Source organism: Polaribacter sp. M10, from assembly GCF_054968445.1.
Window position 1 is genome coordinate 15,028 of the sequence record NZ_JBSSBG010000021.1, and the last position, 16,215, is coordinate 31,242.

At 32.7% G+C, this 16,215-nt stretch carries 8 protein-coding genes; all 8 read right to left on the minus strand.

Features of this window, described 5'->3' with window-relative positions:
* Positions 1 to 36 precede the first annotated feature (36 nt).
* Entirely contained in the window at positions 37 to 1,824 is a 1,788-nt protein-coding gene (locus tag ACWYN7_RS15065; protein WP_462860795.1) for a metallophosphoesterase, read from the minus strand.
* A 249-nt stretch (positions 1,825 to 2,073) separates the two neighbouring features.
* Positions 2,074 to 5,037, minus strand: a complete 2,964-nt coding sequence (locus tag ACWYN7_RS15070) for a glycosyl hydrolase 115 family protein (protein ID WP_462860796.1) — start codon at positions 5,035 to 5,037, stop codon at positions 2,074 to 2,076.
* Between the two features lie 18 nt (positions 5,038 to 5,055).
* Positions 5,056 to 6,198: an acyltransferase family protein gene (locus tag ACWYN7_RS15075; protein ID WP_462860797.1), complete on the minus strand. Its 1,143-nt coding sequence runs from the start codon at positions 6,196 to 6,198 to the stop codon at positions 5,056 to 5,058.
* A 2-nt stretch (positions 6,199 to 6,200) separates the two neighbouring features.
* Positions 6,201 to 8,423 (minus strand): alpha-N-acetylglucosaminidase, encoded by a 2,223-nt coding sequence (locus ACWYN7_RS15080; RefSeq protein WP_462860798.1) that lies wholly within the window; start codon positions 8,421 to 8,423, stop codon positions 6,201 to 6,203.
* Between the two features lie 5 nt (positions 8,424 to 8,428).
* Positions 8,429 to 11,698, minus strand: a complete 3,270-nt coding sequence (gene lacZ, locus ACWYN7_RS15085; RefSeq protein ID WP_462860799.1) for a beta-galactosidase, LacZ type — start codon at positions 11,696 to 11,698, stop codon at positions 8,429 to 8,431.
* A gap of 30 nt (positions 11,699 to 11,728) precedes the next feature.
* A complete protein-coding gene (locus ACWYN7_RS15090; protein WP_462860800.1) occupies positions 11,729 to 13,270 on the minus strand; it encodes a glycoside hydrolase family 28 protein in 1,542 nt (513 codons plus the stop codon).
* Between the two features lie 85 nt (positions 13,271 to 13,355).
* On the minus strand, positions 13,356 to 13,922 hold the full coding sequence (locus tag ACWYN7_RS15095) for a hypothetical protein (protein WP_462860801.1): 567 nt from the start codon (positions 13,920 to 13,922) through the stop codon (positions 13,356 to 13,358).
* Positions 13,923 to 13,926: 4 nt separating this feature from the next.
* A complete protein-coding gene (locus ACWYN7_RS15100) occupies positions 13,927 to 16,194 on the minus strand; it encodes a GH92 family glycosyl hydrolase (protein WP_462860802.1) in 2,268 nt (755 codons plus the stop codon).
* Positions 16,195 to 16,215 lie beyond the last annotated feature (21 nt).

Below are 16,215 nucleotides of genomic sequence, written 5' to 3' on the forward strand. Positions count from 1 at the left end.
TTCCTTTTAGAAAATTACATACAAATTAAAAGAATACTAATATAAAGGATTTATAACAGTTATTCTATTGGTCTTTAAATCTATTTTAAAATGATTGGCAGGTGCTCCTTTTAAGCTTTTTAAAAATATAGTAGCCCATAATTTTAATTCATTTTCATTAGATTTTATTAAGTAATTACACAATATTTTATAAGCGTTTAATCGATTTTTATCTATGTCTGCAAAGGCCAATTTATCTGCACTTCTTAACTTATAAAAATCATTAATCATATCTAGACCTGTCCAATTTTCAAAAGAAGATAATCTTAATTTTTGCTGATTTAATTCTGCCTTATTTTTAAATGCTTTTAATAGTAAATCTTTACCTGTAGAAGTTAACATAACTGTTTTAAAAGTTTCTGGCCAATCGCTTTTTAGAAAACGTAATCGCACCAATTCTTCTAAATGCCACTTTGTAAAGTCTTTGTAGGTTTTTGCCTCTAAAACCTCTATATTCCAGATTGAAGGGTCGTTTTTAGATGATAAATACTTGTGTTCTTGCTTATATAATGAAAATAAAGTATTAAAATTAGGAACAGAATCTATAACAATTGTTTCTATTTGAAAATGAGAATTAGATTTAACTGTAAGCAATTTATACCCAGGAATATATGCTGCTAACGATGGTATTTGTATGTTTATTAAAGACGTTCCATTTTTAAAATTTCTAATACCTGTATCGTTAATATGCATATGTCCACCAAAATGAATTTTAACTCCGGCATTAGATAGTGCTTTTGCAACAGCCTCTTTTGGTACTCTATGCAACTGCATTTTATTTGCTCCGAATAAAGACTTCAGTTCTAAAGTAGCATCATCATTAAAATCTACCATTGGATAATGGCTAAACACAATTAAGGTTTTCCCTAACCTATTTGCTCTTTGGGTTACAGATTTAATCCATGTTAATAAATGCTCTTTATGAGTTAAAACATTGTTGTAACCAATACTTGCACTATTAAAATTCTCAGGATTATTATTTTCTTCATTAAGGTTTTGTTTTGGAACATAAACATTCGCATCTATAGCTAAAAACCACAAATTATCTGCAGGTTCAACTAAATAGGAAACATCGGGAAGTGATTGTTTGGTATTTGGTAAATTATAAGTTCTGTTTGTAATTTTCGCTTGTTTTTCAGCTTCACTAAAATTATAATTTTTATAAGAATAATTAGTGAACGGTGTTTCCCAATACACATCACTCTTTTTAGGAAAGAAACCAAAATCTTTTAATTCGCTTAACACACCTTGGTAGCCCAATTTTGCAATATCTTTTGTTATTACAGGTTCTAAATCATTTTCGTTTTCAAGAATAAATAATTCTCTTTTACTAAAAATAGCTTGCGCTTTACCTTCTTCTCCTAAAAAATCAGATTTTCCTGCATCTTGATAAAAGGGTTTAACTGGATCGTGATTTCCTGTGGTTGTTATAAACTGAATATCGTGCTTTTTGCTATAGTTATGTAAAATTCGTTTTAATCCTCTTATATTTACTAGTTGTCCGTCATCACTAAAATCTCCAGGTAATACCACATACTTAACACCGCGTTTTACAACATCATTTAATGCGGCTAAAAAAGCGAAATAGTTTTCGTTAAAAAGTCTCGTAGATTTTAACTGAGACCCCATAGTTCTTGCTAAAGTGTATTTTCCTGTAGAAGGATTTAAAACACCCTTGTAATCGTTATCTCTAAAATTACCATAAATATCACCCAAATGCACATCTGCTAAAAATGCGATTTGAATATTTGCATCTTTTTTATCTGTTTTTTTATTACAAGACACTACTAAAAAGAACAATACTAATAGTGCCAGTATAAATTTAGTCTTATTTTTTTTTACCATTTATATTAATAATCTACAACTAAAAACCACCTGTTTTTGTAATTTAAAGAGCAAACTTAGGATTTTTTACTTTTAACGGCATTAGATAGAGGTATTTTTTATCGATGATTCTAATGCTTTATTATACCATTTGCTATTAAAAACAATTGGAATAAAGCAGTTATTTTTAATATAAAGCGTTCCATAACCTTAATTTTTAATTTTGGTTTCTTCAGGAAAAGCATAACTCGATTTCCAACCACCTAAGTCTATTAAAATTTGATCTAGCATAACACCAGGATCTACCATCCAAATTTTTAAAGTGTGCTTACCAGCTTTGTTTACAATTTGCGAAACGGATTTTACGGCAGCATTTTTAAGTACATTTTTTTTCCATTGTTCACTACGTCCAAAGGTTTGAAAATCTACAATAACTGGTTCTGCATTATCAATGGCTACTGCAACACGTACACCAATACCTACATGAGGTGCATGGGTTGGCACCGCTTGAAGGTTTACATCAACCTCGCCAAAATTAAAGCTATAAAAATCGTATTCTAGAACAGGGCTGTCCTTTAAAATATTGGTAATATTCTCGATAGGTTTTATTGTTCTTGGTAATGCAGTAATAACATTATTAGTGTAGCCTAGACCTTCATAAATATCCCAGTTAGCTTCTGTACCTTTTAATTTTCGGCTAAAATTTTCGGCGTTTATAGACACATACCCTTTATCTTCAACAAAACCATTGTAGTTTTTTAAGTCTTCGAATTTAGGATTGTAAACAGAAACACCTATGCTCGTTTTTTTTCCTTCGGAAATAAAATCGATCGCACTATTTACTTTAAAACTAGGCGGAATTAACTGAAAATCATGACCAAGAGGAGCTTCCTTTTTGTTTTCTCCTTTAGGCACTTTATCCCAATCGATACTTACCCAAATACGTTTTTCTGATGTGTTTGTAGCTGAGTTTAGAGTTCCTTTACTTTCCGACAATTTAATCCATTCTACCTTAGGTTTTGCTTCCCAATTTATACTGCCTTTACCATTAACAAAAACATCTATAAAATAAGTGCTTTTCGTATAACTGTTAAAAACGGGTAAAACATCAGCATAACTATTTACAATTTTATCATTCACTTCCATTTGATAACCTTCTAAAGCCAAACCTAAAGTGGCTTGCTCTTGGTTTCCAACATTTGATGTTGCAGGTTGCGAAAAAACAGGTAAAAAACGTGGGGCCATTGTCATAATATGATTCCATTTTCCGTTTTGAAGCACTTCATTATAATAATTAGTTTCCTTTTCTATACGCTTAAATGCCGCTCTAGATAAATCGCCAAAGGTATTTGCACTTGCTCGACCTTGTTTTGCCGTAAATTTATTTTTAAAACTATACAACCATTTCTCATTTAGTTTTGATGCGCCAATTATGGGATAATATACCAACTGATAAAAAGCATCTTTACGATTATCTCGTATGTTTTTGTATAAATTTTCTGTAGTTTCAACTAACTTCTGATGACATTCAATGCGCGTTGAAACCTCATCGTTATAATGAAATTGAGTTAACTCGGTTTTGCCGGCTTTAGTTACAGGTTCTACTTGACTCCATGCCATAAACTCTGGGCGTCTAATATAAGACAACCGATTGTTTTCGAATAAAAGATTGGTTATTTCTGAAGCAGATTCGGCTCCAAATTCTCTTGTAGCCCAAGTGTTCATGTGTGTTTTTACAGCGGTACTTTTTTCAAAATTATCCATATCCCAAGCCATGTCTAAAAACAACTCCATGCTGTACTCGTGTGGTTTAATATCGCCACAATTTAATATCCATAAATCTCTAGATTTAAACTCGAAAGCTTTAGTCATTTCTTCCCACATTAAAACAGGATTTGTAGAATTTAGCCACAAATAATCGTGTGGCCTTCCCCAATACGAAGTGTGGTAATAAACACCAGCACCTCCTTTGCGTTTTTGCTCTTCTGGATTACTTAATTGGCGCATATAACCATAGTTATCATCCGTCCAAACTAAAGTAATATCTTCTGGTAAATTTAATCCGTTTTGATAATAATTTAAGACTTCTTTATAAGGTACAAAAGCCTGCGGAATAGTTGTTGGGTCTTTTTTAGTTTCTTTTTTTAAAATGGCTCTTTGGTCTGTAATAACACGCTCTAAAAGTTTTACTTGCGAGTCGGTATCATCTTCTCCAACAATCATTGGCGAGTCGTGCTCACCACGCATACCAACTGTATAAATACCATCGTATTTTGCAGTTTCTTTGGCTCGTTTTTTAAATAGATTTTTAATCACTTCAGCATTAGTATCATAACGATATTCACCCATGGTTTCATGATTCCATTCTGTGTTTATATTACTTAGCATAGGTTCTGCATGCGAGCTTCCAATAACGATAGCATAATTATCTGCCACTACTTTATTTTCTGGGTAATGATAAAATGCTTTGGTACTTTTATGCATTGCAGGCCAAATGGTATTAGCACGCAATCGCAGTAACAATTCAAATACTTTGGCATAGGTTTTTGGACCAATATCTCCTGTTTCTGGTTCGTAATTTAATGCAGCCCAACGTTGTAAACCCCAATCTTCATCATTTAAAAAAACACCTCTGTACTTTACAGAAGGTTCGCCATATATTTTTGAATGGATAGATAGTACTAACTCATTTTTTTTATCAGGAGTTACATCTGCCCACCATTCCCATGGAGACACTTCTAACATTCTCGAAATTTCTAATAATCCATAGGCGGTTGCTCTTCTATCAGACCCCACAATTACCAATGCCTTTTCTATACCTTTTATTGGGTTTTCTACCACTTCAATTTTATAAGTTTCCCATTTTCCCTGTACTTGAGAGGCGTCTATTTTTTGTTTAGAAACTAAGTCATCAATCCATTTACTTTTCCCTAAAGTTCCGGCAATTATAGCAACTTTACCAATGGTATTTATCTCTATAATTTTATTAGAAATATTTTGAATATCGCGAGCTAAAATACGAGCTGCAATGTCTACAACTTTAGCGTCTTTTTTATCAATTAGAATGCTTGCTTTTTCTTCTCCTGAAATAATAGAAAATGATTGTTGTGCACTTAAATTGTTAGATAAAATAATGAGTAACAAAAGCATACTATGATACTTAATTTTAAACATTTTATTCATTTTTTTATGTTATAGTTTTATATAAATTCGTTTTTTGTGTAACAACCAGCCTACAAACCAACAAAGTATGGTAAATACAATGGCTGTTGTAAAAGCTCCAAAACTTCCAGGAAATATATTCTGAAATATATTTTGACTTACCCACTCGAAAGCATCAATCCCTGATTCTGTGGGAATTAAACGTAATGTGATGTATAGCAATTCTGACAACAGGTAGATAAACAATGGGTTTTTACCAAATACATTGAAAAACTCGGTACCTTTAGTAGCTTTTTTTAATTCGATTCCATAAATTAAAATAGCCATAACAGATAAATCGATACCAACTGTAAGCATTACAAACGGGCTTGTCCATAATTTTTTACTTATTGGAAAAATTAAATCCCACCAAAAAGCGAATGCGCAAAGCAAAAAACCAACCATTAATAATTTTGCTATACCTTCAAAGGATTTTCCTTTCTGCTGAATAAAACGCCCTGCCAAAAAACCAACAATAACATTTAATACTGAGGGTAAGGTGCTTAAAAGCCCTTCTGGATCGAAAGGAATACTATCTTTTTTATAAATATGTCCTTCTCCTAAAATAGCTAAATCTAAACGTGTGATAGCATTAGTGGCCATTTGTAATTCTAATCCTGGTTCTCCAAAAGCGTATAGAATTAACCAATATGCTAATAAAACTAATGTTGCAATGAATATAATTATTTTAGATTCTAAATAATAAAACAGTATAGAAGTAATAAAATAACATAAAGCAATACGTTGCAAAACACCCATAATTCGAGTTTCTGCTATAGGCTTTACTTCTAACCCCCCATCCATACCGATTTTAAAAAACGGAAACCAATACATTAAATAACCAATAAAAAAAATTAAAATGGTTCGTTTTATTACTTTTTTCCAAAAAAATGATGTTGATGTTACCTTTAATTTTTGCATTGAAAAACTCATAGCATTTCCCATGGCGAATAAAAATGATGGAAAAACTAAATCTGCCAAAGTAAAACCAAACCATTTGGCATGCACTAAATAAGGATAAAATTCTGCACCTGTACCTGGAGTATTTACTACAATCATTAAAAAAATAGTGAGTCCTCTAAAAACATCTAGAGACAAAAATCGATTGTTCATTTTTATAGAAACCTCTGTCATGTTTAATAATTGTATTTAATAGGTTTCATTTTTTTTGTTGCTGGTACAATATGTTGTCTATACTTTGCATGTAATTCTTTTACAATATCTCTTGCGTTTCCTTTCGCTTTTATTGGAAAATCTTTTCTTGCAGTTACCCAACTCCACTCCCATTGTTTTATATCTTCATCAAATGCAACCTGATCAAATTGTTTCCAATCTTTTTTAACTTGTGTAAAAAACTGTTCCCAACGTGGTTTGTAGAAATCAGAAAATAAACCACTCCACTGTCTATTGCTATACTCATGTAATCTATTATTAGCATCTCCCCAAAGGGTAATTAAATTTCTTGCATTCTGTTCGTAAAGTGCCTTTTCTTTTTCGGTTTGCCCCCAACTTCTAGCATCGGCAATCCAAGGACCGAGTAAAAAATCTTTTCGAGTAGCCAAAAGCGTATCCATATCATCAATTAAGTCTATAAACTCGTTACTATATTTATTAAAATCAACTTTATTATTAGCCTTATATGCAGTTGCTATTTGTTGTTGTAAAGGCAAAGCGTAGTTTGCAAGAACTTGTCGGGTTAAATCGACCAAATCGTATTCAAAACCATCCGAATTTTTGTTATTCGGTATCGTTTTTACAAACAAATCCCAGGCGGGTAATAAATCTTCAGGGGCATAATTTAGTTTGGTTCTTGCCCAACGTCTATAGCCTTTAAACGTTGGTCTAGCCACAATAATAGATTCGGCACCATCGCGAATTACTTTACCATTGTATACAGTTTTCACCATAATATTCCAAGCCTTCAAAATATCTGGATTTAATTCTCCATAACGATTTAAAGTGTACCGTTTTAACCAATCCCTTAAATTTATAGGTGTGTCTCTCCAAGTATTATCGGTCATTAATTCATACAAAACAGGGTTTTGCTCAATAGATTCCATAGTTAAACCTATTCCCTTTAAATTTCTTGAATTAGGATCTTTTAAAGCTTTTGCAGGTTGATTTGCAATGGTTTCAATACGACCGAACATACTAATATTACCTCCAAAACTGTGCAACATATTCCATATCCATTGTTTACCATAATAAGCTTCGGTTTTTTTCCAGATTGGTGCTATTTCTGAAGCTAAATCTAGAATAATCATTTTATCATCTGGAACAGGAGATAATAAGCCTTTAATTTGCGGTGCTTTCCAGAAATCTCTATGACTGTAAAACAGCCACCCTTGCATCACCCAAACAGCATTAGGATCGGCAGATTTCATGCCTTCGTAAACTTTACCACTTAAATTTGATAAATACTCTGGATCATTTGATGGAGGTGTATTTTCGTTAAAGGTATCTGCTGAATATAAATGATCTGTGCCATAAATACGTTCTTGAGTTTCTAAGAATTTCTTTCCAATTTCCGCAAATAACGGATCGTTAGCATCTAGAATATATGTATCGGAAAAATCGTTACCCCAATTGGTTTTCTTTAAATTAGCTTCTGGAAAAAAGGTTTTAAAAGATGCAGGAACATGCCCTGTAAACGCAGGTAAAACAGGTTTCATACCTAATTCTCTTTGACGCTTTAAAATCTTTATTTGTAAGTCTCGGTGAGAGTCTTTCCAATGTTGTGATAAGGGACCACCCCAACCATCTAAATTACCCATCCAAAACCACGAAAAATAAGCTGGCCCGCTAAAAAAAGTACTTAAATCGGTATCTGTAAAACCATAAGACTTATACACTTCGTCCCAGATATACTCTTCTCCTGTAATAGCCAAAGGCATATTAATGCCGTGTAAAGCCATCCAATCAATTTCTTTTTCCCAACGTTCCCAATCCCACCAGCTCATGGTATAATTAAAGGTGCAATAATTTAAATAATAGCGATATTCGTAGGGTGTTTTTTTACGAACTGGTGTTTTTAATGCTGGTAATTTTTTAGGTAAATTAAGGTTTGTACCATTCCAAGTAATTTGGCTATTTGTATATTCTTTTAAATAATAATAGAAAGCAGAAGCAATAGAAACACCATTATTACCGCGCAAGATAATTTTATCGTTTTTAGATTCAATTTCAAACCAATCTTCTTTTTCATCAAAATTATCAATTTGTATAATAAACTGAGAAGCATGGTTTGGCGCAATACGAGTTATAAGTGCTTTTTCTGGTGTTTCTGTACTTATAGCTTGTTTCTTTTTACACTCAACAAACAGTAAAATAACACAAAATAGGCTTATACTTAATTTCATATTTCTTAAAATTTAATGGTTTCAGGAGCAATTTTATTTAAGTTATTAGTTACAGGAACTATATAAAACTCATAACCATAATTCCCCGATTTTACCTTGAATTCTTTGTGTGGTTCTGCCTTAAAAGACCACGTATTATCGCCACCAACACCCTGTTGAATTAAATCTACATTAACGGTTAAAACGTTTCTATCTATTAATTCGTAAGTATGTGTAGCATCGTCTATATTTTCGGTACTGTATGGTAAAACACTAAAATCAATGGGTTTATCGCCTTTTACTAATACACCTTGACCCAATTTATTTAACAAACTAAACCAGCGCGTTTCCATGTGGTTTCCATATTCCTCAGGAACGGCATAACCATAACTCATGGTATACGCATCTCCATTATACACCCCTAAAAATGCACCAGAATTTCTATCTTGATAATTGGCTTGTGGACCTTTACCAAAATATTCTACTTCTTTATATTGATTAGAAATATCAAACTGCATTCCTATTTTAGGAACATCTGGCATGTTTTTATTAATACGAATTGCATGTGATACTTTTGCGTAGCCATTACCTAAAACAGTATAGGTTAAAGTAACTGAAGTTTTCGGATTTGAAATTTTTCCTTTTACGGTAATCTTAATTTTTGATTTATTGGTGTCTTCAATTTTTACATTTTGCACTTTAAACTGACTTGCCGCAGTTTTCCAATCTAATTCATTGGTTTTTCCCATAGATTTTCTATAGGCAGCTTCATTTTCGGTTTGAGCACGCCAAAAGTTTAATTTTAAAGGAGTTTCAATAAGTTTGATTCCTTTTGAATTATACGATGAAATGTAACCCGTTGTTTTATCTACTATCAATTCTACCAATTCATTTTTTACGCTGATGGTTTTAGATGTTTCTGAAACCTTTAAAGTTTCTTCACTTTGAATTGTACTTAAGATTTCTTCGGAGGATAAATTTAAAACAAACTGCTCTTGAAAAACGACAAATCCGGCGTTTTCCCACAAGGTATCTTCTTTTAACAAACCTTTTATATTGATAGTATAATGACTACCAGTTTTCGGAGTAATTTTTTTGAAATTAACTTTAAACAATTCTTTTTGATAAGGTTTTGTATTTAAAGTTTTTAATTTACCAGATTGGATGCTTTTTCCATTTTCTAAAAGTTCCCAAACCAGGTTATATTTTGCTAAACTAGAAGCATGATGACGATTTAAAACTTCGAATTCTCCCTTTATTGCATTTACCTCTGAAATAACAACTGGTTGATTAACCTTTTTAGCTTCATAAATTTCTGGTTTTGGTGTTCTATCTGCAGCTACAATACCATTTAAGCAGAAGCTACCATCGTTTGGCACATCACCAAAATCGCCACCATAAGCAAAAAATTTTTTTCCGTTTTCTGCTGTTTGCAAAATACCTTGGTCTATAAAATCCCAAATAAAGCCACCCATGGCTCTATCGTATTTATGCACAATATCCCAGTAAGTTTTGTAATTTCCAAGGGAATTTCCCATAGCATGAGCGTACTCACACATTAAAACTGGACGCTTATCGAAACGGGTATTGTTAATTAAACTTTCTAATTCGTTTGGTTGTGGATACATTCTACTGAGCATATCTACCCATTTTGGATCGGTTGGATTACCAACATGAGATGGCCAAAAACTGCTTTTATATCTAGGATCGGTTGGATCGCCTTGCGCACCTTCGTAATGCAAATAACGTGTTGGATCTAAATCTTTTATCCATCCAGACATTGCTGCATGGTTTGGCCCTGTACCAGACTCGTTTCCTAAAGACCAAATTACAATGCTTGGGTGGTTTTTATCACGCTCTACCATGCGTATTCCACGTTCTAAAAATGCGGTTGCCCAAGACTCGTTGTTAGATAGTTTTCCGCCTAAAGCATGACTCTCTAAATTAGCTTCATCCATTACATAAAGTCCGTATTTATCGCATAAATCATAGAAATAAGGGTTATTTGGATAATGCGAGGTACGAACAGCATTAAAATTGAATTTTTTTATAAGCTGCACATCCTTTTCCATATCGGCTTTGGTAACCGTTTTACCATTTATCATGCTATGGTCGTGACGATTTACACCTATTAATTTCACAGGATTTCCGTTTACCAAAAAGCGCCCTTTTTTATCAATTTTAACTTCTCTAAAACCAACTTTTGTACTAGTGTACTCAATAGCTTTTCCGTTATTATCTTTCACTGTTAAAAGCAAGGTATATAAGTAAGGTTCGTCTGCAGACCAAGATTTTGGGTTTTTAATTACGGTTTCAATAATTCCAAAATACACGTTATCTCTAGCTGGATATTTTTCACCTAAAAAAGACTTTAATAGTTGTGTTTTTTCGGGAGTAACCGCGTTTCCGTCGGCATCTATTAATTGTGTGGTTAACGACCAATTATCCACAACAGTTTGTAAAGGTGTATTGCTAAAATGCCCTACTTTTTCAATAAATTTATCTTCAATATTTACAGTGAATTGTGGTCTAATTTGCAATAAGGCATCTTTGTAGTTTTCATCAAAATCTGTTCTAACCGTAAAATCTGAAAGTCGCACTTTAGGAACCGCTTGCAAAAATACTTCGCGCTCTATACCACTCATTCGCCAAGTATCTTGATCTTCTAAATAACTTCCATCGCACCAGCGATAAACTTTTACTGCTATTTTATTTTTGCCCGTTTTTAAATGTTTTGTAATATCGAATTCCGAAGGCAATCGTGTATCTTCACTATAGCCCACGAACTCACCATTTACCCATACATAAAAAGCCGAAGAAACCCCGCCAAAATGAAGAATAACGTCGCGTTCTTTCCAAGTTTTATCTATGTTAAAACTTTTTACATAATGCCCAACAGGATTATCGCTATGATTAATAAAGGGAGGATTATTAAAAAACGGATTGGTTGTATTGGTGTAGATCGCTTTTCCAAAACCTCGCATTTCCCAGTTCGATGGAACATCAATAGAAGCCCATTTTGATACATCGAAATCTACGTTTTGAAAGGTGCTTGATGCTTCGTTAGGTGTTGCTACCCAATTAAATTTCCAATCGCCATTTAGTGATTTAAAATATTTAGAACCCTCTTTATTATTTGCTATGGCTAAATCGCTATTTTCATAGGAATAAAAAGTGGCTCTTGCTGGCAACCTGTTAATTTGATTAATAGCTGGATCTTCCCAAATATTATTTTGCCCAAATAACAAAACAGGAAACAAGGAAAATATTATGACTTTTAAATATAATGTATTCATGTATGGTTTTTCTATTTTTTTTTTTGATGATTAAAGCTTTTTTGCAAGCGTTGAAGCTTCAGAATCTAAAGTGATATTTTCGGTATCTTTTAGTATAATTTGTTCTTTAGCGTCTTTGTTTAAAGAGATGTTATTTATCTCTAAAGTAGCTACATCATCGAACACAAAAGCAGGGCGAAAATCTACATCATCGAGTGTAAATTTTATATTATTTAAACGAATATCTTGGGCATGCCTAACATAAAGACCATAAGCAGGATACTCGCCAAACATAGAAAACTCTGGAGATGCTGTAATTTCTTCTGGCACTTGATCTAAACGACTTAAAGGCATATATGCCATAGATTTGGATGCTCTACCAGGATAGCTAATTTCAAAATTTTCTAAGGTTACATTTTCAATTTTATAACCAGGAATACCCACAATAGCCGATGAAAAAGGATTATGAAAAAAATTTACTTCCGGACCTCTTAAATCATAATTAATATCGGGTCTGCCAAAAGGTATTTGTACTTTCACATTTTTAATAGTTATATTTTTAAGACTTCCTGGTTTTTCTCCAGAACGATGCCCCAATCTTAAAAAGATAGCATTACCGGTATTTACTGCTGAAATATTATTAACTGATACATTTTCTATAAAACCACCGTCTACAGTTTGAATAGCAATTGCAGAACGGAAGGTGTCGAACACTTTAATATCTTCTATTTTTATGTTTTTAAAACCACCAATAGATGCAGTTCCAAATTTAATAGCACTTGCACTAGATCTAATGTTACAATTTGCGATATAAATAGAGTCGTTATAGAAACCTGGATAATACGATTTTAAACAAATAGCATCGTCTGCTGCGTCTATTTTACAATTGGTGATTTTAACATTTTTAGAATCTGTTATATCAATTCCATCATTGTTCCAATAAGCACGATTAACTATATTTAATTTATTAATAGTTAAATTATTACAAAGCTCAAAAGACAAACCCCAACAAGATGCTTGCCCTACTTTTAACCCTTCTACCAATATGTTTTTACATTGCGAAAAACGAAAAAGTTTTGGTCGCATGGTTTCGTTTGGCCTGTGTCTGCGATAATTATAATTAGGATCTACAGTAACACCTGCATGATGCAAACTATCTATAGCTAAAGCTAATTTTAATCCTTGTCCATCAATTTCTCCTTTACCTTTAATAGCAATATTATTTGATTTATGTGCTAGAATTAAAGCTAATTGAGAATTGTCGTCTTTTTTTGGAGAATCTGGCCTGCCAGGAAACTCCATTTTATAATAATCTTTTGGGTTTGTACTTCCTAACAAAACCGCTCCTTCTTCAAAAAACAAAGTTATATTGCTTTTAAGCTGAATACTACCCGATAAAAAACATCCTTTAGGAAAAACGACTTGTCCGCCATTATTTTTAAAAGCTTCATCTATCGCTTTTTGAATGGCATTTGTATTTAGTGTTTTGCCGTCTGCAACTGCGCCATAAGCTAAAACATTAAACTTATTAATAGCTTCTTTTTGTGTATCAAATGTATTTTCTTTTTTAGAATCTGTGCAGCTGACAGACATTAAAACGATTAAGAATAATGGGATAAGTTTGAAAAAAAAGTGGTTCAATTTTATCATAAAACAAGGCTAAATAATAAGTGGAACATTACTTTTCTGTAATGGTAGTTAGTGTACAATTTACACCTAATGGGTTTTTTGCTATTTTGCAAATTAAAGGAAAATCTGGATTATTTAAAATCCATAACTCGGTTTTATCAATTTCAGCTTTTACAAACAAAACATCTACAACCTTACCATCTATAACCACTTCGTTGGCTATTTTAGTTTTATCTAAATTATAGGTTGTGTTGTTATAAACAAACTTGTTATTAGTTACCAAATCACTAAAAGCTGATTTAGAAATCATAAAAAAAGTATCTGTTGGTTTTAAAACCAATACATCTGGAGATACACCTTGATCTAATGTAATACCTGTACCTTTTTCTAAGGCTTCTGGTAAAATTACAAATGTTCGTTTTGTACTACGTAGGTCCCAATTTATATACAACGTATCAGACACAAATTTAGGCCTTAAATTTAAAGGTCTTGTTTGTCCATATAATTTACAAATGTAGTGTAGCTCTGTGTTATTTGTTATTAATGGCATATAGCGCTGCGATTGTACCGAATTAAATAGTAAGCATGCTATTACTGTAAAAAATATTTTTTTCATCTTTCTATATTTTTTTGGGTGGTAAAATGGTAGTTCCCCAAGCTGAAGGTTTTGAGCTCATGGTAAATGTAAGCTCACCGCCTTTTACAATATCTTCGTGCATTATCCATGCTTTATCGTATGGTTTTCCGTTTAAATACGCTTGTTTAATATACCTGTTTTTAGCACTTAATTTTTTAGTTGAAATTTTAAAATACACGCCCTCTTGCACTTCTATTTTAGTTTCTTTTAGCATTGGCGTATTTATTAAATAATACGGTTGACCAGCATTGGGATAAAGCCCCATCATATGAAAAGCTAACCACGAGGACATAGCTCCAGAATCGTCATTACCAGGTAACCCAAAATTTGTAGCGTTAAAGTGGTTTCTAATAATCTTGCCTATTCTATCGCTACTTAAATCTGGACGACCAATCCAGTGATATAAAGTTGGTGTTAAAAATGAAGGCTCGTTTGCTACATTATATAAACCTTTATCAAAAAAGGTATTCAACCTATTTTTAAATACCTCATCGCCTCCAGATTTTTTAATAATTTCTGGAATGTCGTGTGGTAAACTAAAAGAATATTCCCAAGAATCACCCTCGTAAAAGAACACGCACCAATGGCAAACATACCAAGGCGATTCTTTTACATGCGTAGTATATTTAAATGTTGGTTTCTGTATTTTTGAAGTTCCAAAAACAATATCATCTAACCAATTACCATTTTTATCTTTAGGCATAATAAAGCCCTTAAAACCTTCATCTTCATAATCGCCCCTCCAAAGATTTTCCCAATAGCTAGATTGTTTAATATAACGCTCGTAAATATCATTATAACCCAAACCTTTTGCTACGGTTGCAATATTATAATCGTTATAAGCGTAATCTATAGTTCTGTTTCCTGCACGCGGAATTCCATAAGGAATATAACCCAAATTTAAATATTCTTCTAAACCACCTCTACCTTCTGCCTCTTCATTGCCTCCAGGTGGCACTTCTGCATCTTTAAGCATAGCCTCCAGAGCCAATTCATAATCGATACCTTTTAAACCTTTCACAAAAGCATCAGCTAAAACCACCTCTGCATTAGAACCACCTTGTGTACGTCCGTTTGCATTTCCGCTTCTTCCTTCGGGTAAATAGCCATCTCTCTTATAAATGTTAAGCATTGCATTTACAATATCTACTTCGCGTTTTGGGTCTATAAGAGTAATTAAGGGACTTGAAGTTCTAAAGGTATCCCAAATACAATAAAAATCGTCATAATACGGCACTTCATTCCAAAGTGGGTTTTCACCACTTCTATCAACTGGCATTAACATGGTATGATACAAGCCTGTGTAAAACATTTTTTTATACTCAAGAGATGTATCTTTAGCAATAGTTATCCGCTTAATAATTTTTTCCCATTTATTTTCTAAGCTAGATAATACCTTGTTAAAATCCCAATGCGGAATTTCTACCTTAATATTATTTTTAGCTTTAGAAGAGCTTAAAAATGAAATTCCAATTTTTACGTTTAAAGTTTTATTTCCTTTATTTCCGAAGGAAAGTAAAGCTCCAGTTTTTTTGCTAGAATCAAATTGTAGTGGCTGATTAGCTTCTAATTTTCCATTTTTCCAGGTTACATATTTTGCAATGGGCTGATCAAATTCTGCCCAGAAAAAAACGGTGTATGCTGGCCCGTTATTCCAACCACCTCTAATTCTGCTATACCCTCTAACTTCTGTATCTGAAATAATTTCAATTTCAGACCCCACAAATTGTTGAGACTCTCTACTATTAGGAATTTCTTTTTCTCCTAAGAAAAACCCTGGATCAATTTTAAATTCTTTACTCGAATTTTCTGGATATGTAATTTTGTAAAATGCAACTTTTTCGGCAGTAGTAATTTCGGTTTTAATATTATTTTCTTTAAAAACAGTTTGATAATAACCGAGTTTTACGTTTTCTTCGGCACGATAAGAGGTTTGATCTATTTTATTTAAAGCACCAGAAAAAGGCATTACTTGAATATTACCATATTTTGGTCCACCACCAGTTCCACTAACATGAACTTGGCTAAAACCCGTAACCTCTTTTGGCATGGGTAGCCAACCACTATTTGGATTTACAGTACAATCTGGACTTGGTTTTACCATACCATAAGGACAAGAGGGCCCAATAAAAACACGTCCTGTACCTTCTGATCCTATCATGGGATCTATATATTTATGAAGTACTTCTTGAGCGTTAATCATGTTAAAAAGCACTCCCGTATATACTATAAGTAATATTTTTTTTATCATAATTATTTTATCTTTTTTCGG

Excerpts from the sequence above, each read along its gene's own strand:
- lacZ (WP_462860799.1), bottom strand. The coding sequence starts at position 11,698 with ATGAATACATTATATTTAAAAGTCATAATATTTTCCTTGTTTCCTGTT.
- ACWYN7_RS15090 (WP_462860800.1), bottom strand. The coding sequence starts at position 13,270 with ATGTCTGTCAGCTGCACAGATTCTAAAAAAGAAAATACATTTGATACA.
- ACWYN7_RS15100 (WP_462860802.1), bottom strand. The coding sequence starts at position 16,194 with ATGATAAAAAAAATATTACTTATAGTATATACGGGAGTGCTTTTTAAC.
- ACWYN7_RS15070 (WP_462860796.1), bottom strand. The coding sequence starts at position 5,037 with ATGTTTAAAATTAAGTATCATAGTATGCTTTTGTTACTCATTATTTTA.
- ACWYN7_RS15080 (WP_462860798.1), bottom strand. The coding sequence starts at position 8,423 with ATGAAATTAAGTATAAGCCTATTTTGTGTTATTTTACTGTTTGTTGAG.
- ACWYN7_RS15095 (WP_462860801.1), bottom strand. The coding sequence starts at position 13,922 with ATGAAAAAAATATTTTTTACAGTAATAGCATGCTTACTATTTAATTCG.
- ACWYN7_RS15075 (WP_462860797.1), bottom strand. The coding sequence starts at position 6,198 with ATGACAGAGGTTTCTATAAAAATGAACAATCGATTTTTGTCTCTAGAT.